Origin of the sequence: Streptomyces sp. NPDC001985 (assembly GCF_040296845.1) — a bacterium.
Taxonomy (GTDB): Bacteria; Actinomycetota; Actinomycetes; order Streptomycetales; family Streptomycetaceae; genus Streptomyces.
In genome coordinates this window covers 91,837-112,565 of the sequence record NZ_JBEOYB010000015.1, presented here as the reverse complement: position 1 = coordinate 112,565, position 20,729 = coordinate 91,837, and the positions used below count along the sequence as shown (strand labels likewise).

Genomic DNA, 20,729 nt, shown 5'->3' with positions numbered 1-20,729 from the left:
CCGGCCGTCGGCCTGGGGAGTTTCTTTCGGATCTTGCCGGATCGGCGAGGCGCGGTGCCGGGGCTCGCGAGCCCCGGCACGATCCGAAAGAGACGACCTAGGTTCTGCGACGGGTCGCGCGCTCCGCGGCGAAGACCTCCTCCAGCCGGAAGAGCTGCGCCCGGCCGCGCCGCCCGGCGGGTGTCAGATGGCCGAGCTGGACCCACTTGCGGATGGTGGCGGGCACCACGCCGGCCTCGGTGGCGGCGAGGGCGCCGGTGATCAGCGGGGTGGAGGGGTTCATCGGCGTACTCCCTCACCGGTGGTGTCCAGGGCGGCGGCGATCTCGGACGGGTCGGTGCCGGCCAGGGCGTCCCAGCCGCCCTCCTCCCAGCTGTGGCGGTACGCGGGGTCCGCGCCGCAGCCGCAGCCGGCGGAGGCGCACCGGCAGCCGGGGTTGACGCAGAGGACCGCGCGCCGGTCGGGGAAGGCGCGCAGGGAGACGGAGTCGCACCAGGGGCAGCGTCCGCCGATGCGGGTCATCGGCTCGCCGTCGCCGACCGCGCGGGCGCAGCGCCCCGCCATCCGGCGGGCCTCGTCGGCGACGTGTGCGACGAGGTCGGGGTGGCCGGCCATCCGGCCGACGAGCCCGGCGACCCGGGCCAGGCGCTCGGGGACCCGCGCCTTGCGGGGGCGGCCGAGGCCGAGGCGTTCGTGGACGGCCTCGTCGAGTTCGACGACTCCGTCGGTGATGTCCCGGATGGCGTCGGACACATGGAGGCGCAGGGGCGCGGGCGCGTGGGTGCGGGTGGTTCGTCCGGCTCCGCCGATGGGGCCGGAGGAGCCGGGGGAGAGTTCGGTGAGGAGGTGGGGGAAGCGGTGGGTGAGGGTGGTGAGCCAGTGGGTGGCGTCGGTGAGGGTGGTCATGGGGGCCTCCGGGGTCGGGTTGGTGGTACGTCGGCCGCGCCCCGAGCCCCCGCGCCTCAATCGCCGGCGGGGCTGGGCGTACTCAGCCCGTCCGGCGTTTGAGGACGGACCTTGGTCCACGGGTGGCCCGGGCGAACTCAGCCTGTCCGGCGTTTGAGGACGGACCTTGGTCCACGGGTGGCCCGGGCGAACTCAGCCTGTCCGGCGTTTGAGGACGGACCTTGGTCCACGGGTGGCCCGGGCGAACTCAGCCCGTCCGGCGATTGAGGACGGACCCTGGGCCGCAGGTGCCCGCACGGTGCGGGCTGCGGTCGGGGGCCAGCCCCCGAGCCCCCGCGCCTCAATCGCCGGCGGGGCTGGGTTTGCTCGGGTTTCCCGGCGGGGCCGGGTGGGTGCGTCTCGATCGGCGGTGGGGGCGGGTTTGCTCGGGTTTCCCGGCGGGGCCGGGTGGGTGCGTCTCGATCGGCGGCGGGACCGGGTTTGCTCGGGTTCGCTGGCGGGTCTGGACGGGTGCGCCTCGATCGGCGGCGGGGCGGAAGGTGCTCGGGTTCGCCGGCGGGGCCGGGTTTGCCGGGACCCGGGGTGCGCGAGGGCGCTCGGAGGGCCGTACGCGCCACGCAGGGCCCCGCAGCCGCCCCCGGCGTAGGGCGAATACTCGCCGCGCGGGGGTTTACATCCCGCCGTCCCCGTACGCCCCCACCCCACTAGCGCGCGAGCCCGCAACACCCCCACCCCGCAACCTCACCACCCGCCCATTGCGCCAGAGCCGCCCCGCGCTCACCCCGTCGAAGAAGCTCGCGGCCGGTGCCACGCTCTCCTCGCAGCGCCGGGTCACCGGACACCGTTCGCAGGCCTTCAGCGCAGGTCGGGCCTCCGACTCTCGCCGTGCGAAGACAATGTGCGGGGGCAGTCCCGCACACGCCGCGGCGGCGCGCCAGCCGGCGGACTCCAGGGAATCGGGGAGGGGCATAACGGCAACTCCTGACTCTGCGGGGGTCGTTGCGGTTCCGCACACTGACACGTTGCGCGCGCACGCGCAACCAAAGCAAGGGGCATCTCCGCAGAATCCCCACTGTGCGCGCGCGGAATCACGTAATTCCGTGCGCGCAAGCGCGATAGTCTGAGGTCCGCTTCGGAGGGAGGCGACCACCCGTGACCGCCAATGATCTGGATCAGTTCGCCGCCTGGGTCGAGGAGCTCATCCGTGCCCGCGGCTTCGACATCGACAGCCCGCGGGGTGGCGGCAAGTCGCGGCTCGCCGACGAGGCCGGGGTCCACCGCGCCGCCATCACCCGGCTGCTCCAGCGGCAGAGCATGCCCGACCTGGAGACGACCCGGCGGCTGGCCCATGTCCTCGACGTGCCGGTGCGCGACATGCTCATCCGCTCCGGCCGGCTCACCGAGGACGATCTGCCCCTGCCCCTGGAGGCCGACTCGGCCGCCGGGGCGGCGCCGGCCGCCCCGGGAGGCCGCAGACTCACCCTGGAGGAGGCCGCCGCCGGGCTCGGCATCCCCGATGACCAGCGGGAGATGTTCATCCGGGTCGCCGGCCAGTTCCTGCCCCCGGCCCCGGCCCGCCGCGCCCCCCTCGCCAAGGACTGACCGGGCGGCGGAACGGGCCCCCGCACTCGTTTTCGGCCCCCAGTAAGCTGTCACGGCCTGTACTTCACCTTCACACAGGCCGTACGTACGCCCCCAAGGATCAGAGGTGTTGCCGAGGCCTGCTCTCCGATCGCGTGGGCGGGATGGGCAGCGATGGGACGCGAGCGAGAGATGCGGCGAGAGATACGGATGGCCGAGGGCGACGAGGCACGGCACGGCGCGTCACAGGTCCCTGCCCGTCCCGCCGCGTCCCCGGAGGACCTTCCGGGGCTGCTCGCCCTGCTCGGCCGGCTGCTGGAGGACCGTGCACCCGCCGAGGTCGCGGTGCTGCTGCGGGAGGAGCTGGACCGGCGCGAGATAGCGGCGTACGCCAGTGGGTGGCGGGACGCGGTGGCCGAGTACGGCCCCGCGCTGGAGGAGGCCCGCGCCGCCGCCGCTGCCGCCAGGCCCCTCCGGCTGGTGGGCCGCACCCCCGGTCAGGCGGCGGTCATCCCCTTCCCGCAGGACGAGCGCGGGCGGTACCCGGCGGACGGCGGCGCCGGGGACGACCCGGCCGGCCGGCACCCTCCGGACCCCCGCACGGCCGCCGGCGGCCCGGAGCGCGACCACCCGGCCCGCGACAGCCCCCGGCACCCGCACCCCCGGTCCGACATCAAGGACATGAAGGACGGCATGGACGGCGAGGACGCGATACGCGAGGCCCGGCACGACCAGCACGACCAGCACGACCAGCGGGCCCGGCAGAACCGCGAGAACCGCGAGAACCGCGAGGACCACCAGCACCGCCAGGACCAGGACACCGGAACCCCCACCACCCCGCCCCCCTCCCTCGCCCCCAAGAGCCGCAAGTCCAAGGTCCCCACCATCCCCCGGCTCGACTCCCCCTCCACCCCCGCCGCACGGTCCCGCCGCCCCCGCCGCGAACCCCCCGACGCACCGGACGCACACGCCCCACCGGAGGCCCCGGTCCCCCCGGTCCCCCCGGACCCCCCTGCGGCCCCGCCCACCCCGCCCGACGGTGACCCGGCGTAACGGTGTAGCCTTCGCCCTCTCCGGCCCGTGCGGCCCCCGGTGCCGCACCCCCGGAGCCGCCCGCCCCGGGGCTCCCCTCCCAGGCCCCCCGGCGCCCCGCCCCCCGAACGGGCCCTTCCCCGGGGAACGGCCCCCTCTCCCGTGCGTGGGCATTTGTTTTGACCGCAGCCCATGCGGTAGGTACGCTCTGACCTTGTGCCTGGGGTGTGCCTGGGCTCCTGTGCGTGTCCTCAACCGCACAGCGAGTCCGATCACTGGCCACCGTATTCTGCGCCTTCTCTCGTCGTACGGCGAGAGCCTCGCAGCTTCGACACACCCGACCGCGTGGGTCGGTGGCGTTCCAGGTTAGTTTCACGAACGGCACACAGAAACCGGAGAAGTAGTGCCTACGATCCAGCAGCTGGTCCGGAAGGGCCGGCAGGACAAGGTCGAGAAGAACAAGACGCCCGCACTTGAGGGTTCCCCTCAGCGCCGTGGCGTCTGCACGCGTGTGTTCACGACCACCCCGAAGAAGCCGAACTCGGCCCTGCGCAAGGTCGCGCGTGTGCGTCTGACCTCTGGCATCGAGGTCACGGCCTACATCCCGGGTGAGGGACACAACCTGCAGGAGCACTCGATCGTGCTCGTGCGTGGCGGCCGTGTGAAGGACCTGCCGGGTGTTCGCTACAAGATCATCCGCGGTTCCCTGGACACCCAGGGCGTCAAGAACCGCAAGCAGGCCCGTAGCCGCTACGGCGCCAAGAAGGAGAAGTAAGAATGCCTCGTAAGGGCCCCGCCCCGAAGCGCCCGGTCATCATCGACCCGGTCTACAGCTCTCCTCTTGTCACCTCGCTGATCAACAAGCTTCTGCTTGACGGCAAGCGTTCCACCGCCGAGCGGATCGTCTACGGCGCCATGGAAGGCCTCCGCGAGAAGACCGGCGCCGACCCGGTCATCACGCTGAAGCGCGCGCTGGAGAACGTCAAGCCCTCCCTCGAGGTCAAGTCCCGCCGTGTCGGTGGTGCGACCTACCAGGTGCCGATCGAGGTCAAGCCCGGTCGCGCCGCCACCCTCGCGCTGCGCTGGGTCGTGGGTTACTCCCGCGCCCGCCGCGAGAAGACCATGACCGAGCGCCTCATGAACGAACTGCTCGACGCCTCCAACGGCCTCGGCGCTTCGGTCAAGAAGCGTGAGGACACGCACAAGATGGCCGAGTCCAACAAGGCCTTCGCGCACTACCGCTGGTAGTCGCTTACCCCATCGAGACCGAGAGAAGACTGAGCCATATGGCCACCACTTCGCTTGACCTGGCCAAGGTCCGCAACATTGGGATCATGGCCCACATCGACGCGGGCAAGACGACGACCACCGAGCGCATCCTGTTCTACACCGGTGTGAGCTACAAGATCGGTGAGGTCCACGACGGCGCTGCCACGATGGACTGGATGGAGCAGGAGCAGGAGCGCGGCATCACGATCACGTCCGCCGCGACGACCTGTCACTGGCCGCTCGACGACGTCGATCACACGATCAACATCATCGACACCCCGGGTCACGTCGACTTCACCGTCGAGGTGGAGCGTTCGCTCCGCGTCCTCGACGGCGCCGTCACCGTGTTCGACGGTGTCGCCGGTGTTGAGCCGCAGTCCGAGACCGTCTGGCGTCAGGCGGACCGCTACGGCGTCCCGCGCATCTGCTTCGTCAACAAGCTCGACCGCACCGGTGCCGAGTTCCACCGCTGTGTCGACATGATCAGCGACCGCCTCGGCGCGACGCCGATCGTGATGCAGCTCCCCATCGGCGCCGAGATGGACTTCAAGGGTGTCGTCGACCTCGTCACCATGAAGGCCTTCGTCTGGTCCGCCGAGGCGTCCAAGGGCGAGATGTACGACGTCGTCGACATCCCGGCCACGCACACCGAGGCTGCCGAGGAGTACCGCGGCAAGCTGCTGGAGACCGTCGCCGAGAACGACGAAGAGCTGATGGAGCTGTACCTGGAGGGCGTCGAGCCCACCGAGGAGCAGCTGTACGCGGCGATCCGCCGTATCACCATCGCCTCCGGCAAGTCCGAGGGCGTCACGGTCACCCCCGTCTTCTGCGGCACCGCGTTCAAGAACAAGGGCGTCCAGCCCCTGCTCGACGCGGTCGTGCGCTACCTCCCCTCCCCCCTGGACGTCGAGGCCATCGAGGGCCACGACGTCAAGGACCCGGAGGTCGTGGTCAAGCGCAAGCCGTCGGACGACGAGCCCCTGTCGGCCCTCGCGTTCAAGATCGCGAGCGACCCGCACCTGGGCAAGCTGACCTTCATCCGGATCTACTCCGGGCGCCTGAACTCGGGCACCGCGGTCCTGAACTCCGTGAAGGGCCGCAAGGAGCGCATCGGCAAGATCTACCGTATGCACGCGAACAAGCGTGAGGAGATCGAGTCGGTGGGCGCCGGCGACATCGTCGCCGTCATGGGCCTCAAGCAGACCACCACCGGTGAGACGCTGAGCGACGAGAAGAACCCGGTCATCCTGGAGTCCATGGACTTCCCGGCGCCGGTCATCCAGGTCGCCATCGAGCCCAAGTCCAAGGGCGACCAGGAGAAGCTGGGTGTCGCCATCCAGCGTCTCGCGGAGGAGGACCCCTCCTTCCAGGTGCACACCAACGAGGAGACCGGCCAGACCATCATCGGTGGTATGGGCGAGCTTCACCTCGAGGTGCTGGTCGACCGGATGCGCCGTGAGTTCCGCGTTGAGGCCAACGTGGGCAAGCCGCAGGTCGCGTACCGTGAGACGATCCGCAAGGCCGTCGAGCGCGTGGACTACACCCACAAGAAGCAGACCGGTGGTACCGGTCAGTTCGCGAAGGTGCAGATCGCGATCGAGCCCATCGAGGGCGGCGACTCGGCGTACGAGTTCGTGAACAAGGTCACCGGTGGCCGCATCCCCAAGGAGTACATCCCCTCGGTGGACGCGGGCGCGCAGGAGGCCATGCAGTTCGGCATCCTGGCCGGCTACGAGATGACGGGCGTCCGTCTGACGCTCCTCGACGGTGGCTACCACGAGGTCGACTCCTCCGAGCTCGCCTTCAAGATCGCCGGTTCGCAGGCGTTCAAGGAGGCCGCGCGCAAGGCGAGCCCCGTGCTCCTGGAGCCGATGATGTCGGTCGAGGTGACCACGCCCGAGGACTACATGGGCGATGTCATCGGTGACATCAACTCCCGCCGTGGCCAGATCCAGGCCATGGAGGACCGGGCCGGCGCCAAGGTCGTCAAGGGCCTGGTGCCGCTCTCGGAGATGTTCGGCTACGTCGGAGACCTCCGCAGCAAGACCTCGGGTCGCGCAAGCTACTCGATGCAGTTCGACTCCTACGCCGAGGTTCCGCGGAACGTCGCCGAGGAGATCATCGCGAAGGCCAAGGGCGAGTAACTCACCCGAGTACACGCTTTAGGCTTGTCACCGGAGCCTGCCGCGGACATTCCAGTCGAATACCTACGTATACGGTTGGGGTGTCCCGGGCCCCGGCATTCCAGCAAAGATCACCTGGCGCCGATGAAGCAAGGCGTACAGAACCACTCCACAGGAGGACCCAGTGGCGAAGGCGAAGTTCGAGCGGACTAAGCCGCACGTCAACATCGGCACCATCGGTCACATCGACCACGGTAAGACGACCCTCACGGCCGCCATTACCAAGGTGCTGCATGACGCGTACCCGGACCTGAACGAGGCCTCGGCCTTCGACCAGATCGACAAGGCTCCCGAGGAGCGCCAGCGCGGTATCACGATCTCGATCGCGCACGTCGAGTACCAGACGGAGTCGCGTCACTACGCGCACGTCGACTGCCCGGGTCACGCCGACTACATCAAGAACATGATCACGGGTGCCGCGCAGATGGACGGCGCCATCCTCGTGGTCGCCGCCACCGACGGCCCGATGCCGCAGACCAAGGAGCACGTGCTCCTGGCCCGCCAGGTCGGCGTTCCGTACATCGTTGTCGCGCTGAACAAGGCCGACATGGTGGACGACGAGGAGATCCTGGAGCTCGTCGAGCTCGAGGTCCGTGAGCTCCTCTCCGAGTACGAGTTCCCGGGCGACGACCTGCCGGTCGTCAAGGTCTCGGCGCTCAAGGCGCTCGAGGGCGACAAGGAGTGGGGCCAGTCGGTCCTGAACCTGATGGCCGCCGTCGACGAGTCCATCCCGCAGCCCGAGCGCGACGTGGACAAGCCGTTCCTGATGCCGATCGAGGACGTCTTCACGATCACCGGTCGTGGCACCGTCGTCACCGGCCGTATCGAGCGTGGTGTCCTCAAGGTCAACGAGACCGTCGACATCGTCGGTATCAAGACCGAGAAGACCACCACCACGGTCACCGGCATCGAGATGTTCCGCAAGCTGCTCGACGAGGGCCAGGCCGGTGAGAACGTCGGTCTGCTCCTCCGTGGCATCAAGCGCGAGGACGTCGAGCGCGGCCAGGTCATCATCAAGCCCGGTTCGGTCACGCCGCACACCGAGTTCGAGGCCCAGGCCTACATCCTGTCGAAGGACGAGGGTGGCCGTCACACCCCGTTCTTCAACAACTACCGCCCGCAGTTCTACTTCCGTACCACGGACGTGACCGGCGTGGTGACCCTCCCCGAGGGCACCGAGATGGTCATGCCGGGTGACAACACCGTCATGACGGTGAACCTCATCCAGCCCGTCGCCATGGAAGAGGGCCTGAAGTTCGCCATCCGTGAGGGTGGCCGGACCGTCGGCGCCGGCCAGGTCACCAAGATCCTTGCCTGATTCTCCGGCAGATCCGACCTGGTAGCTCCGTAACAGGGCACCAAGCGAGAGGCCCCGCACCGTACGGTGCGGGGCCTCTTCGCGTTCCGCTTCAGCAGATCTCGCGGACGGGCCCGCCCCGCCCGCCCCGATGACCGTCAGATCTTGCGGGCGGGTCTGACCCGCTCGCCGCGCCGCTCCGGACGCCAGATCCACGGCCGGGCGTCCGCTCCCATCCCGACGGCCGTGGCCCCGTGCGGACCGGCCAGCAGCGCGGGGGAGGCCAGGGCGGGGGCGCCGCCCTCGCGGGCCGGCACCCCGCCCCCGGTGCGCAGCCGGACCCGCCCGTCCTCGCCGAGCGAGAGCAGCGCCGTCGCCCCGCGCGGACCGGCGGCGGCCGACACCGGCCCGTACCCGGGCATTCCGTCCGGCCGTGCGGTCACCTCACCGGACCCCGTCACCGACACGGCGGTGACGGTCGAGGTCGCCGGTGTGCGGTAGTGCAGCCGTACGCCGCCGTCGCGGCCGGGCAGCGCGGCGACGGGCCCGCCGGGCACCGGCCCGATGCCCTCCGGCCGGAAGGACACCTCGCCGCCGGGCACGCTCTGCGCCCAGTGGCGCACGGAGTCCCGGCCCGCGCCGAAGACATGGACCAGGCCCGCGGTGTCGGCCACGGCCGACAGACCGTCCTGGACCGGGGCGCCGCCCAGGTCCCGCCAGGGGCTCCAGCGCCCGCTGACCGCCCGTACCCGGGTGGCCACCTGCCGGTCCGCGGTGCGCACGAAGAGATGGACCCGGCCGTCCGGCGCGGTCACCGCCACCGGGACGCCCATCCGCCGGCTCCGGTCGTCGGTGTGCTCCGGGGTGCCGAGCCCGGTCCAGGGGAGGAACCGGCCGCCCGGAGTGGACTGCTCCAGCAGCACGATCTCCCGCCGGTTGGCCGCGCCCCGGCCGCCGAGCGCGGCGATCCGCAGCCCGAACAGCAGCTGCCGGCCGTCCCTGAGCGCCGCCGCCCCCAGCGCGGGCGCCAGCGGCCCGCCGCCCAGGTCGTCGGGGAGCCCCCACTGCCCGCTGCCGGCCTCGGTCTCCCGCCACCGGACCGCGCGCAGCCCCAGCACCCCGTACGCCGCGAGCCGGTCGCCCGGGTCCACCGAGACGGCCGGCCGGGCCCCGGGGAAGCGGTGGTGGGTGGAGCGCACCCACCCCTTCTTGTTCTGGAGCGGGCGCCCGCCGCCGACGCCGTAGTCGCCGCAGCCGGCGTCGTTGCCGCACTGCCAGGCGGGGTCGCCGCCGTAGGGGACGAGGTGCCCCGCCTTCTCCTGGAGGACCCGGGGAGGGAGGTTCTTCGGCCAGTGCCGGCCGTAGTAGCCCCGGAAGGCATGGGTGACGAAGCCGGGCACCTGGCCGCCGTTCTCGGTGGCCTCCGCGACCCAGCGCACCATCGCGGCCCAGCCGAAGCAGGCGGCGGCGGTGTGGTCGCCGTGGTCGGAGTAGCCGCGCTGCTCGCTGTCCCTGCGGCGGGTGGACTCGTCGCTGAGCTGGATGTCCGGGTCGGGGTCCAGGGTGTGGACGACGGTGGGGCGGTACTGCTGCATCAGCCCGACGAGCACGCCGAGAAGTCCCTCGTAGTCGTACGCCACCGTCTCGCGCACCGGGGAGTCCTGGGCGAGCACGGTGTGGACGCTCAGCGAGCGGTCGTTCCAGAGGCTGGGGAGGGCCGCCCAGCGGCGCCGGGTGTGCTCGGGGAGGTTGAGGAAGATCAGCTCGACCCGGCGGCTGCCCTGGGTGAGGGTGTTGATCTCGGCGACCCGGTCGCCCCGGAGGGTGGCGATGCCCTTGCTCCACGGGGTGAACTTGTCGAGCCCGAGCAGGGTCGCGTACGCCTGCCGCAGGCCCTGGTGCCGGGCCGAGGAGTACGCCCGGGTGTCGGCGCGGACCTCGCCGCGCTGCCCCGGGACGCGGTTGACACCGGTGTGCTCGCCGGCCGTGACATAGACGCAGACCAGCGGGACCCCGGCGTCCAGCATCCGCTGGGTGTCCGGGTTCATGAAGTAGAGGTCGTCGTCCGGGTGGGCCAGGATCTGCATCAACTGGGCCCGTCCGGAGGTGGCGATACGCAGCCCGGGCGCGGGGTCGGCGGCCGGGACGGGCCGCTGCGGCTCGGGCACCGAACACCCGCCGACGGCGGTGGCGGTCGCCCCGAGTGCGCCGAGTGCCCCGATGGCACCGAGAACGGCGCGGCGGCGCGGGGTCGGGCGTGCGCCGCCCTCGGGTATTCGGGCAGCGCTGATCGTCTTCACTTGTCTGGGTGCTCCGTCCGCTTTCCCCCGCAGCGGACGTTCTGTCGCTGAGGTGTGAGGGTGCGAACGGGCTGGTCAGACCCGTTCGCGTTCAACTAGACGGATTATCGTCCCGCCGGGTTGCCTCGGTTCGCCCGGGTGCGGGCACCACCCGGTGATAGTGCGGATGGTCCCCGCCGGGTGGTGCCGGCGCCTCGGCCGCCCTCAGCCGTGGGGGGCCGGCACGACCGCATTCCGTGCGGCGGGTTCTTCAGGCTGATCCAGTTCGGCCCAGACCCGCTTCCCGGGCGCGGGCCCGGAGGCCACCCCCCACCGGTCGGCGAACGCCTCCACGAGCAGCAGCCCCCGCCCGCCCTCGTCCTCCTCCCCGGCGGCCCGCCGCCCGGGAAAGCTGTCCCCCCGGGTGTCGGTGACCTCGATACGGAGGGTCCGCGCGGTCTCGGTGAGGGTCAGCCGGAAGTCCCGCCCGGCGACCCGCCCGTGGGTGGCGGCGTTGGCGGCCAGCTCGGCGACGATGTGCGCCGCCGCCTCGAAGTCGTGCCCCCAGGACTGGAGCTGCTGCACGGCGAGCAGCCGGGCGAGCCGGGCGCCACGGCGGGTGGAGGAGAGCCGCACGCTGAACTGGCGTGTGGGGACGGTGGTTTGGGTGGTGTGGTTCACATCACTCAGCGTGGCGAGATGTGTGCTGCCTGAATAGTGGCTCGCGGAGTACGCGGGGGTTTTGTCTCGCGCTTGTCTCGTCTTGTCCCGGCTGTCTCGCGTGACGGCCGGGTACGGCGGGCGTTGAACATGGCCAACGCGTCGAAGGTGGGTGCGGCATGGACGATACGACGGATGAGCCCGGGTGGGACGTCGATCCGCAGGACGAGATCGCGCCGGCGGTGGAGATGGCGGGCGCGCAGCTCAAGGCGTGGAGGGAGGGTGCGGAACTGTCGGTGGCGGAGCTGGGCCGGCTGATCGGCTACAGCGAGGACCTGATCCGGAAGGTGGAGCGGGGGGCGAGGATTCCGCGCCCGGAGTACCTGGACAAGGCGGACAGGGTGCTGGAGGCCGGGGGCAGGATCGCGGCGATGAAGAAGGTGATGGCGGAGGCGAGGTACCCGAAGAAGATTCGCGAGCTGAAGAAGATGGAGTCGCAGGCGGTCGAGCTCCAGATGTACAACAACCACAACATCCACGGTTTACTCCAGACGCGGGCGTACGCCCGAGCGCTGCTCGGCACTCAGCGCCCCGCGTACACGCAGGACGAGGCGCAGCGGATGGTGGACGCTCGAATGGACCGACAGTCGATTTTCGACCGGTCACCCGCACCCGAGTTGAGCTTCATCCAGGAAGAGGTAACGCTTCGGCGCCCGATCGGGGGCAGAATGGTGTTGCGTCGACAGCTCGAACGCCTGCTTGAGGTGGGTCAGTTGCGGAACGTCGAGATCCAGGTGATGCCGACCGACCGTGAGGACCACGCCGGTATGAAGGGGCTGATGGAGGTGCTGAAGTTCGGGGACGGTAGGGCGCTGGGCCGCTGTGAGGGCGACTTCAACGGACGTCCGGTCTCTGATCCGAAACAGCTCCAGATCATCGAGCTGCGGTATGGCATCATCCGGGGCCAGGCTCTCACGCCTCGGGAGTCGATGGCCTTCATCGAGCAAGCGCTGGGAGAGACATGACCCGTAAGCCCTCTGCCGGGAACGGTTCCGAGCCGGAGTGGTTCAAGAGCAGCTACAGCAGCAGCAGCGACGGCAACGACTGCGTCGAGGTCGCCTGGTTCAAGAGCAGCTACAGCGACAGCAGTGACGGCAATGACTGCGTCGAGGTAGCGGCCACCCCCTCCTGCGCCACCGTCCACGTCCGCGACTCCAAGAACCTCCAGGGCCCCCAGCTCGGCTTCACCTCCGGAGCCTGGTCCGACTTCATCGCGTACGCCCCCATCAACTGACCTCAACTCCCCTCGCCCCGCACCCGTTTCCGGTTGCGGGGCGCTCTGCTGCGGGCGATAGGGTCCGGAGTCGTCGAGGTGGACACGGGGAGGAAGAACGCGCATGGCGTGGGACGAGTGGGAGCAGCTCAAGGCGGGTGTGGCCGAGCGTCAGTCCGCCGGGATGCGGCTGAACAGCAGCGGGGGGACGGACCGGCTGAAGTCCAGCAGGCAGGGGTGGTTATCGGCGGGCGAGGGGGTGGGGTCCTTACGCGGAAGGATCGGTACGGCGCTGGGCCGGCTGGAGGACGGACAGGCGGGGCTCGGGGACACGGACGGGTGTCTCAGCGCGGCGGCGCAGAAGGACCTGTACGCCTCCTGGAGGACGTACGCCGAGAACGTGAGCAAGCGGTGCGGAAGCCTCCAGAAGATCATGGAGCGGGTGGGGCACGAGCAGCTCAGGACCGATGAGAGTGTCGAGGCGGAGATCGCCTCGGTGAAGTCGGCGTACGCGGACACGGCGGCCGTCGGCGGCGCCCCGCAGCGGGGCCGGTGACGGGGGAGTGGATCTCAAGACGCTCCAGGCCCTGAAGCCCACGGAGTACGAGGGTGCGGCGGACGGCTACCGCGCGCTGGCGGACATGGCGCAGGCGGCCAAGGACCATCTGGGGAACACCGTCGTCGCCGGGATGCGGAAGTCACTGGAGGGGAACGCGGCGGACGCGGCCCACGCCGAGATCCAGGAGCTGGCCCAGAACTTCCAGTACACGCAGACCGAGTGCGGTGTGATCAGTACGGCTCTGAACGGCTTCGCCTTCGACATGGCGGCGGCCAAGCGGAAGCTGGAAGCGGCCATCGCCGATGCCCGGGCCGACCGGATGACGGTGAACCCGGACGGGACGGTGACGTACCCACCGGGCCCGGACAAGGTGGATGGCGCCATCCCCGACGGCGGTATGACCGGCGGCTACAGCTCCCCCCAGGCCCAGGCGGTCGGCCGCCAGGCGGCGGGCCTGAACCCGAATCCGTACGCGCTCCGTGCGCAGGCGATAGCGGACCGCGTGTCCACCGCGCTGGCGGAGGCGACGGCCGCCGACGAGAAGTGGGCCCCGAAGCTGCGCGCCCTGAAGGCGGACGACGACCTCACGGTCTCGGCCGCCGACTGGTCGGACACCGCCTCCGACACGGCCGGCGCCCGCGAGGCGGCCACCCCGTACCTCGCCACGATCGACGGCCCGCCCAAGGAGGCGTCGCCGGCCCAGAACGCCGAGTGGTGGAAGGGCCTCACCGAGGAGGAGCGCGCCGCCCAGCTCACGATGAACCCGGCGAGCGTCGGTGCGATGAACGGTCTCCCGGCGGACATCCGCGACGAGGCGAACCGTACGGTGCTCTGGCAGAAGCAGGGGCAGCACCAGGTGGCCCTGGACGCGATACCGCAGCCGCCGGCGAACAAGTACACCTGGGTCACCACCGGAAGGGTGCCGTCCAAGGTGTTCACGGGTGAGTACATGGAGTGGCACCGGAAGCACGGCGCTGAGTACGAGCGCCTCACCCATTCCCTCAAGGGCATGCAGAGCATTGAGGACCGCTTCAACGCCACCGGGTCCCAGGGGCTGCCGGAGGCGTATCTCCTCGGCTTCGACACCGAGGGGACCGGCCGGGTGATCCTGGCCAACGGAAACCCCGACACTGCGGATCACACGGCCGTGTATGTCCCGGGCACGACCACGAACCTTGGTGGCATTGGCGGGGACATCAACCGCATGACGAACCTGTGGCAGGAAGCCCATGGCGCTGCGGAGGGTGGTTCGGTCTCCACGATCACCTGGCTCGGTTATGACGCACCCCAGAGCATCGTGAAGGACGCGCCCTTCAGCCACTACGCCGATGACGGGGCACCGGCGTTCAATCAGTTCCTCGACGGACTCGACGAGTCGCGGACGGTTGATACGCCGAGCCACACCACTGCCATCGGCCACTCGTACGGCTCGACCCTGATCGGCTCGGCTGCCCGACAGGGCGAGCTGAACGCGGACGATGTGATTTTCGCGGGAAGCCCTGGAGTCCAGGTCGGTACCGCTGAGCAGATGGATGTTCCCAAGGGGCATGTCTGGAATCAGGAGGCCGATTGGGATGTCGTGCCGGAGGCAGGGGCCTTGGGGCACGGCGGGCATGACATCCGGGTAGGCGGCGGTGCGTGGCTTATTCCGAGCGATGAGCCGTTCGGTGCGAACCAGATGCAGACAGACACCACGGGACACAGCGACTACTGGAAACTCGACACCACCAGCCTGTGGAATCAGGGCCAGGTCGTGGCGGGACAACACGGGAACGTGGAGCTTGAAGACTAAACATCGTGCTGCGGCCTTTTCTCTCGCGCTGGCACTCACCTTGACCACGGGATGCGGTATGGACGATTCGGGTAAGTCGGACGGCCCTGTTCCCTCGGCGGGGACGAAGAGTATTGACGATGCCACCCGTGCCACGGAAGAGATCTCCAGCGAGATCATGGACCTCATTGGGCTCAAGGGAAAGGCGACTGAACCCGGTCCCAGGGTCAGTGAGTGTGGCGACGGAAAGGACCGGGAGAAGTACTACCAGATGTATCACCCCTGGAGTCTCACTCCGGCCTCCGGTAGCGAGCTCAATGGCGTCATGGAACGGCTCAAGGAAGAGCTTCCCAAACACGGCTGGAAGATCGTTCAGTACGAGCAAGACAACAGCGCCAACAAGAACCTCCGTCTGACCGCCGACAATGACGACCGGAAGTTCAGCCTGAGGATCGTCCACCTCGCGAAGAACAAGCGTCCCCAACTGTCCGTGGGCGTGGTCTCCGGCTGCTACCAGGTCCCGGACGGCGAGAGGGTTGACCGGTTCTGAGGACGAGGCCATACCACTGCTCGGCACCCACTGGTGAAGCGGATGCCCGCGGCTTGGGTGCGGCGCGCCGCCGCGCTCGTGATCGCTTCTGCGGTCGCGGCGCCGCTCGCTTCCTGCTCGTCGGCGGACCACGGCCGTGACACGGCCGGCCGTGACGTCTACCCGTACTGGGAGAAGGGTGCGGGTGCCGAGCAGGCTGCCGCCTTCATGGATGTTCCGATCCCCGACGGTGCGAAGGAGATCAAGGGCGCGGTGCGGGTCCAGCCCCGGGAGCGGGTCCATCTGCTGTCCTTCGTCACCGAAGGGAAGCTGGCGGATCTTGTGGTCGAGGATCTCCACCCCGAGAAGCCGCTGAAGGAGGCGAAGGCTGTCTCGTCCCTGAGTGGTGACGGATTCGAGCACCTGGGGCTCACCGCGCCCCAGGAAGTGCCGGGCATCCGTACGACGAGCACCTGCCCGCCGTGCGCCGGCGATCCGCGTCGGGGCGGCCGGGTGCAGGCGATCGAGGTGCACGTGGACGACCTCGCGGGTGGTCGTGCCCGGGTGTATCTGGCCGGCTACTGAAGGCGCCGGGGGTCCGGGCGGGGGTCCGGCGCCCGGGGTGCTCGGGCGGGCCGGGGCGCTCGCCGCTTCACCCAGCCCCACCTGGGGTACTCTCTTCGCCCCGATTGGCCAGGCCCCGCCCCCGTATGGCAGACTGTCGGGGTTGCTCGGTTGAGTGCCGATGCTGCGCGCCTCCCGCCGGGAGGACCGGAAGCGAGTCCCACAGTACTCGTCGCCCCATCTGCCCCCGGGCAGCGCTGGAGCGGACGTACGGGAATCTTTCGGGAAGTGTCAGCGGGGTACCGGCCAGGCACTCGGTGGGAGCTCTTCCCCCGATGCGCGGGCCAGGCCCGCACCCCCTTGGTTGGGAAATCCTTCGGGATTCTTCCGTAGAGGGAGTGCGACACGCCCGACCGCGTGGGTCGGAGAAGAGATCGTCACTCACCGAGTTCCAGAGCGTTTTCCCCAGACAGACAGGACTACGAAGTAGCCATGGCGGGACAGAAGATCCGCATCCGGCTCAAGGCCTACGACCACGAGGTCATCGACTCTTCGGCGAAGAAGATCGTCGAGACGGTGACGCGTACTGGTGCGTCGGTCGCAGGCCCGGTGCCGCTGCCCACTGAGAAGAACGTGTACTGCGTCATCAAGTCGCCGCACAAGTACAAGGACTCGCGCGAGCACTTCGAGATGCGCACGCACAAGCGCCTGATCGACATCCTCGACCCGACGCCCAAGACCGTTGACTCGCTGATGCGCCTGGACCTTCCGGCCGGCGTTGACATCGAGATCAAGCTCTGAGAGGCACGGAAGAGATGGCAAAGCAGATCAAGGGCGTCCTGGGCGAGAAGCTCGGCATGACCCAGGTCTGGGACGAGAACAACCGTGTCGTCCCGGTCACTGTCGTCAAGGCCGGGCCCTGCGTCGTTACCCAGGTCCGTACGAATGACTCCGACGGCTACGAGTCGGTCCAGATCGCCTTCGGCGAGATCGACCCTCGCAAGGTGAACAAGCCCCTCAAGGGTCACTTCGCCAAGGCCGACGTGACCCCCCGCCGCCACCTGGTGGAGCTCCGCACCTCCGACGCCAGCGAGTACACGCTCGGCCAGGAGATCACTGCCGAGGTGTTCGAGTCCGGCGTCAAGGTTGACGTCACGGGCAAGAGCAAGGGCAAGGGCTTCGCCGGTGTCATGAAGCGTCACAACTTCAAGGGCCTCGGCGCCGGTCACGGCACCCAGCGCAAGCACCGCTCTCCCGGCTCCATCGGTGGCTGTGCCACCCCGGGCCGCGTGTTCAAGGGCCTCCGCATGGCGGGCCGCATGGGCAACGAGCGGGTCACCACCCAGAACCTGACCGTTCACGCTGTTGACGCGGAGAAGGGCCTGCTCCTGATCAAGGGTGCGGTTCCTGGCCCCAACGGCGGCCTGGTCCTGGTCCGCACTGCGGCCAAGGGGGCCTGAGGACTATGAGCACCATTGACATTCTGTCGCCCGCGGGCGACAAGACCGGGACCCTTGAGCTCCCGGCCGAGATCTTCGACGCCAAGGTCAGCATCCCGCTGATCCACCAGGTCGTCGTCGCGCAGCTGGCCGCCGCCCGTCAGGGCACGCACAAGGTCAAGCGTCGTGGCGAGGTCCGCGGTGGTGGCAAGAAGCCTTACCGCCAGAAGGGCACCGGCCGCGCCCGTCAGGGTTCGACCCGCGCTCCGCAGTTCGCCGGCGGTGGCGTCGTGCACGGCCCCACGCCGCGCGACTACTCGCAGCGGACCCCGAAGAAGATGAAGGCCGCCGCCCTGCGCGGTGCCCTCACCGACCGGGCACGCAACTCGCGCATCCACGTCGTCACCGGCGTGCTTGAGGGTGGCGTCTCCACCAAGTCCGTCCGGACGCTGATCGGCAAGATCTCGGAGCGCAAGAACACGCTCCTGATCGTCGAGCGCTCCGACGAGGCCGCGTGGCTGTCCGCCCGCAACCTGCCCCAGGTGCACATCCTGGAGCCGGGCCAGCTGAACACGTACGACGTGATCCGCTCCGAGGACGTGGTCTTCACCCAGGCCGCCTTCGAGACCTTCGTGTCTGGCCCCCAGGCCAACGAGACCGAAGGGAGCGACGCCTGATGGCTGAGGCAACCGTCACCAGCAAGACCTTCACGGACCCGCACGACATCCTCGTCAAGCCGGTTGTTTCCGAGAAGAGCTACGCGCTGCTCGACGAGAACAAGTACACGTTCGTCGTCGACCCGCGTGCCAACAAGACTCAGATCAAGCAGGCCATTGAAACGGTCTTCTCGGTCAAGGTCACCGGGGTCAACACGATCAACCGGCAGGGCAAGCGCAAGCGCACCCGCACCGGTTTCGGCAAGCGCGCCAACACCAAGCGCGCCATCGTGACCCTTGCCGAGGGCAACCGTATCGACATCTTCGGCCAGGTCTCCTAACGGAGACCTCGGTCCGATATCGGACGAGGACTGAGAAATGGGTATCCGCAAGTACAAGCCGACGACTCCGGGCCGTCGTGGCTCCAGCGTCGCCGACTTCGTCGAGATCACGCGGTCCACGCCGGAGAAGTCGCTGGTCCGCCCTCTGCACAGCAAGGGTGGCCGTAACAACACCGGTCGTGTGACCGTCCGTCACCAGGGCGGTGGCCACAAGCGCGCCTACCGAGTGATCGACTTCCGTCGTCACGACAAGGACGGCGTGCCGGCGAAGGTCGCTCACATCGAGTACGACCCCAACCGCACCGCGCGCATCGCGCTCCTGCACTACGCGGACGGCGAGAAGCGCTACATCATCGCCCCGCGTGGCCTGTCGCAGGGCGACCGTGTCGAGAACGGCCCGGCCGCCGACATCAAGCCCGGCAACAACCTGGCGCTGCGCAACATCCCGGTCGGTACGACCATCCACGCCATCGAGCTGCGGCCCGGCGGCGGCGCGAAGTTCGCCCGCTCCGCGGGTGCCTCCGTGCAGCTGCTGGCGAAGGAGGGGGCCATGGCCCACCTCCGCATGCCGTCCGGCGAGATCCGTCTGGTCGACGTCCGCTGCCGCGCCACCATCGGCGAGGTCGGCAACGCCGAGCAGTCGAACATCAACTGGGGCAAGGCCGGCCGCCTGCGCTGGAAGGGCGTCCGCCCGACCGTCCGCGGTGTCGCGATGAACCCGGTTGACCACCCGCACGGTGGTGGTGAGGGCAAGACCTCCGGTGGTCGCCACCCGGTCAGCCCGTGGGGTCAGAAGGAGGGTCGTACTCGTTCTCCCAAGAAGGCGAGCAACAAGTACATCGTCCGCCGCCGCAAGACGAACAAGAAGCGCTAGGAGCGGGTTTAGATGCCGCGCAGTCTCAAGAAGGGGCCCTTCGTCGACGACCACCTGATCAAGAAGGTGGACGTACAGAACGAAGCAGGCACCAAGAACGTCATCAAGACCTGGTCCCGTCGCTCGATGATCGTCCCGGCCATGCTGGGCCACACGATCGCGGTGCACAACGGCAAGATCCACGTCCCGGTGTTCGTCACCGAGTCGATGGTCGGCCACAAGCTCGGCGAGTTCTCGCCGACGCGCACCTTCCGCGGCCACGTCAAGGACGACCGGAAGTCGAAGCGCCGCTAAGGCGGGGTGTGACCGATCATGACAGACACTGAAGGGACAACCATGGAAGCCAGGGCCCAGGCGCGGTACATCCGCGTCACGCCCATGAAGGCCCGCCGCGTGGTGGACCTCATCCGTGGCATGGATGCCACGGAGGCTCAGGCGGTCCTGCGTTTCGCCCCGCAGGCCGCGAGCGTGCCGGTGGGCAAGGTGCTGGACAGCGCCATTGCCAACGCCGCGCACAACTACGACCACAGTGACGCCAATTCGCTGTTCATCAGCGAGGCGTATGTGGATGAGGGTCCGACCCTGAAGCGGTTCCGGCCGCGTGCCCAGGGTCGCGCCTACCGCATCCGCAAGCGGACCAGCCACATCACCGTGGTCGTGAGCAGCAAGGAAGGAACCCGGTAATGGGCCAGAAGGTTAACCCGCATGGGTTCCGGCTCGGTATCACCACGGACTTCAAGTCCCGCTGGTACGCCGACAAGCTGTACAAGGACTACGTCAAGGAAGACGTCGCCATCCGCAGGATGCTGACGTCCGGCATGGAGCGCGCCGGCATCTCGAAGGTGGAGATCGAGCGCACCCGTGACCGTGTCCGTGTGGACATCCACACCGCTCGTCCGGGCATTGTCATCGGTCGCCGCGGCGCCGAGGCCGACAAGATCCGCGGCAAGCTGGAGAAGCTGACCGGCAAGCAGGTCCAGCTGAACATCCTCGAGGTCAAGAACCCCGAGGTGGACGCTCAGCTGGTGGCCCAGGCCGTCGCCGAGCAGCTCTCCTCCCGTGTCTCCTTCCGCCGTGCCATGCGCAAGAGCATGCAGTCGGCGATGAAGGCGGGCGCCAAGGGCATCAAGATCCAGTGCGGTGGCCGTCTCGGCGGCGCCGAGATGTCCCGCTCGGAGTTCTACCGCGAGGGCCGTGTGCCGCTGCACACGCTCCGCGCGAACGTCGAGTACGGCTTCTTCGAGGCCAAGACGACCTTCGGCCGTATCGGTGTGAAGGTCTGGATCTACAAGGGCGACGTCAAGAACATCGCCGAGGTCCGCGCCGAGAACGCCGCTGCCCGCGCCGGCAACCGTCCGGCCCGTGGTGGTTCCGACCGCCCGGCCGGCCGTGGTGGCCGCGGTGGCGAGCGTGGCGGTCGCGGTCGTAAGCCGCAGCAGAACGCCGGAGCCGAGGCCCCCAAGGCCGACGCCCCCGCCGCTGCTCCGGCTGAGAGCACCGGAACGGAGGCCTGACC

The 20,729-nt window shown here is 69.3% G+C and carries 25 protein-coding genes; 20 read left to right on the top strand and 5 right to left on the bottom strand.

Going from position 1 to position 20,729, the window contains the following annotated elements:
- Positions 1-97: 97 nt before the first annotated feature.
- The 3 genes from ABT122_RS09600 to ABT122_RS09590 all read right to left on the bottom strand — a co-directional run bounded on the left by ABT122_RS09600 (position 98) and on the right by ABT122_RS09590 (position 1,876).
- Positions 98-283, bottom strand: coding sequence for a hypothetical protein (locus ABT122_RS09600; protein WP_351547899.1), 186 nt, complete (start codon positions 281-283; stop codon positions 98-100).
- Positions 280-906 carry a hypothetical protein gene (locus tag ABT122_RS09595; RefSeq protein WP_351547896.1) on the bottom strand — a complete coding sequence of 209 codons (627 nt, stop codon included), beginning with the start codon at positions 904-906 and terminating at the stop codon, positions 280-282. Before ABT122_RS09595 ends, ABT122_RS09600 begins: the two co-directional genes overlap by 4 nt.
- Positions 907-1,576: 670 nt before the next feature.
- Positions 1,577-1,876: a WhiB family transcriptional regulator gene (locus ABT122_RS09590; RefSeq protein WP_351547894.1), complete on the bottom strand. Its 300-nt coding sequence runs from the start codon at positions 1,874-1,876 to the stop codon at positions 1,577-1,579.
- 182 nt (positions 1,877-2,058) lie between these two features.
- Here ABT122_RS09590 and ABT122_RS09585 point away from each other — a divergent pair, with 182 nt between their 5' ends.
- The 6 genes from ABT122_RS09585 (at position 2,059) to tuf (ending at position 8,289) form a co-directional block, all read left to right on the top strand.
- On the top strand, positions 2,059-2,508 hold the full coding sequence (locus ABT122_RS09585; protein ID WP_351547891.1) for a helix-turn-helix domain-containing protein: 450 nt from the start codon (positions 2,059-2,061) through the stop codon (positions 2,506-2,508).
- Between the two features lie 153 nt (positions 2,509-2,661).
- Positions 2,662-3,540: a hypothetical protein gene (locus ABT122_RS09580; protein WP_351547888.1), complete on the top strand. Its 879-nt coding sequence runs from the start codon at positions 2,662-2,664 to the stop codon at positions 3,538-3,540.
- Between the two features lie 382 nt (positions 3,541-3,922).
- Positions 3,923-4,294 (top strand): 30S ribosomal protein S12, encoded by a 372-nt coding sequence (rpsL, locus tag ABT122_RS09575; protein ID WP_003948652.1) that lies wholly within the window; start codon positions 3,923-3,925, stop codon positions 4,292-4,294.
- A gap of 2 nt (positions 4,295-4,296) precedes the next feature.
- On the top strand, positions 4,297-4,767 hold the full coding sequence (gene rpsG / locus ABT122_RS09570) for a 30S ribosomal protein S7 (RefSeq protein ID WP_351547885.1): 471 nt from the start codon (positions 4,297-4,299) through the stop codon (positions 4,765-4,767).
- 38 nt (positions 4,768-4,805) lie between these two features.
- Entirely contained in the window at positions 4,806-6,932 is a 2,127-nt protein-coding gene (gene fusA / locus ABT122_RS09565) for an elongation factor G (protein ID WP_351547882.1), read from the top strand.
- A gap of 163 nt (positions 6,933-7,095) precedes the next feature.
- Entirely contained in the window at positions 7,096-8,289 is a 1,194-nt protein-coding gene (gene tuf / locus ABT122_RS09560; RefSeq protein WP_190121711.1) for an elongation factor Tu, read from the top strand.
- Between the two features lie 137 nt (positions 8,290-8,426).
- Here the strand turns inward: tuf and ABT122_RS09555 are convergent, their stop codons facing one another.
- Together ABT122_RS09555 and ABT122_RS09550 are read right to left on the bottom strand one after the other, a co-directional pair.
- On the bottom strand, positions 8,427-10,568 hold the full coding sequence (locus tag ABT122_RS09555) for a PIG-L family deacetylase (RefSeq protein ID WP_502976123.1): 2,142 nt from the start codon (positions 10,566-10,568) through the stop codon (positions 8,427-8,429).
- Between the two features lie 204 nt (positions 10,569-10,772).
- Positions 10,773-11,237 (bottom strand): ATP-binding protein, encoded by a 465-nt coding sequence (locus tag ABT122_RS09550; RefSeq protein WP_351547914.1) that lies wholly within the window; start codon positions 11,235-11,237, stop codon positions 10,773-10,775.
- A gap of 149 nt (positions 11,238-11,386) precedes the next feature.
- Between ABT122_RS09550 and ABT122_RS09545 the strand changes: the two genes are divergently transcribed.
- The 14 genes from ABT122_RS09545 to rpsC all read left to right on the top strand — a co-directional run bounded on the left by ABT122_RS09545 (position 11,387) and on the right by rpsC (position 20,727).
- Positions 11,387-12,232 carry a helix-turn-helix domain-containing protein gene (locus tag ABT122_RS09545; protein ID WP_351547879.1) on the top strand — a complete coding sequence of 282 codons (846 nt, stop codon included), beginning with the start codon at positions 11,387-11,389 and terminating at the stop codon, positions 12,230-12,232.
- On the top strand, positions 12,229-12,501 hold the full coding sequence (locus tag ABT122_RS09540; RefSeq protein WP_351547875.1) for a DUF397 domain-containing protein: 273 nt from the start codon (positions 12,229-12,231) through the stop codon (positions 12,499-12,501). The genes ABT122_RS09545 and ABT122_RS09540 overlap by 4 nt, the downstream gene beginning before the upstream one ends.
- A 103-nt stretch (positions 12,502-12,604) precedes the next feature.
- Positions 12,605-13,036 (top strand): hypothetical protein, encoded by a 432-nt coding sequence (locus ABT122_RS09535; RefSeq protein WP_351547872.1) that lies wholly within the window; start codon positions 12,605-12,607, stop codon positions 13,034-13,036.
- 7 nt (positions 13,037-13,043) lie between these two features.
- Positions 13,044-14,831: an alpha/beta hydrolase gene (locus tag ABT122_RS09530; RefSeq protein ID WP_351547869.1), complete on the top strand. Its 1,788-nt coding sequence runs from the start codon at positions 13,044-13,046 to the stop codon at positions 14,829-14,831.
- Positions 14,832-14,889: 58 nt separating this feature from the next.
- Positions 14,890-15,360 carry a hypothetical protein gene (locus ABT122_RS09525; protein ID WP_351547866.1) on the top strand — a complete coding sequence of 157 codons (471 nt, stop codon included), beginning with the start codon at positions 14,890-14,892 and terminating at the stop codon, positions 15,358-15,360.
- 42 nt (positions 15,361-15,402) lie between these two features.
- Complete coding sequence (locus ABT122_RS09520) at positions 15,403-15,924, top strand: hypothetical protein (protein ID WP_351547863.1); 522 nt, start codon at positions 15,403-15,405, stop codon at positions 15,922-15,924.
- Positions 15,925-16,395: 471 nt separating this feature from the next.
- On the top strand, positions 16,396-16,704 hold the full coding sequence (gene rpsJ, locus ABT122_RS09515; protein ID WP_003948644.1) for a 30S ribosomal protein S10: 309 nt from the start codon (positions 16,396-16,398) through the stop codon (positions 16,702-16,704).
- A 14-nt stretch (positions 16,705-16,718) separates the two neighbouring features.
- Positions 16,719-17,363, top strand: coding sequence for a 50S ribosomal protein L3 (gene rplC / locus ABT122_RS09510; protein WP_351547860.1), 645 nt, complete (start codon positions 16,719-16,721; stop codon positions 17,361-17,363).
- 5 nt (positions 17,364-17,368) lie between these two features.
- The gene (gene rplD, locus ABT122_RS09505) at positions 17,369-18,019 is read left to right on the top strand and encodes a 50S ribosomal protein L4 (protein ID WP_351547857.1); all 651 of its coding nucleotides are present in this window, start codon (positions 17,369-17,371) and stop codon (positions 18,017-18,019) included.
- On the top strand, positions 18,019-18,339 hold the full coding sequence (gene rplW, locus ABT122_RS09500) for a 50S ribosomal protein L23 (protein WP_351547854.1): 321 nt from the start codon (positions 18,019-18,021) through the stop codon (positions 18,337-18,339). Before rplD ends, rplW begins: the two co-directional genes overlap by 1 nt.
- Positions 18,340-18,376: 37 nt before the next feature.
- Positions 18,377-19,213 carry a 50S ribosomal protein L2 gene (rplB, locus tag ABT122_RS09495; RefSeq protein ID WP_351547851.1) on the top strand — a complete coding sequence of 279 codons (837 nt, stop codon included), beginning with the start codon at positions 18,377-18,379 and terminating at the stop codon, positions 19,211-19,213.
- A gap of 12 nt (positions 19,214-19,225) precedes the next feature.
- Entirely contained in the window at positions 19,226-19,507 is a 282-nt protein-coding gene (gene rpsS / locus ABT122_RS09490) for a 30S ribosomal protein S19 (protein WP_030351437.1), read from the top strand.
- 42 nt (positions 19,508-19,549) lie between these two features.
- Positions 19,550-19,897 carry a 50S ribosomal protein L22 gene (rplV, locus tag ABT122_RS09485; RefSeq protein WP_351547911.1) on the top strand — a complete coding sequence of 116 codons (348 nt, stop codon included), beginning with the start codon at positions 19,550-19,552 and terminating at the stop codon, positions 19,895-19,897.
- On the top strand, positions 19,897-20,727 hold the full coding sequence (rpsC, locus tag ABT122_RS09480) for a 30S ribosomal protein S3 (RefSeq protein WP_351547847.1): 831 nt from the start codon (positions 19,897-19,899) through the stop codon (positions 20,725-20,727). The genes rplV and rpsC overlap by 1 nt, the downstream gene beginning before the upstream one ends.
- The last annotated feature ends 2 nt before the right edge of the window (positions 20,728-20,729 follow it).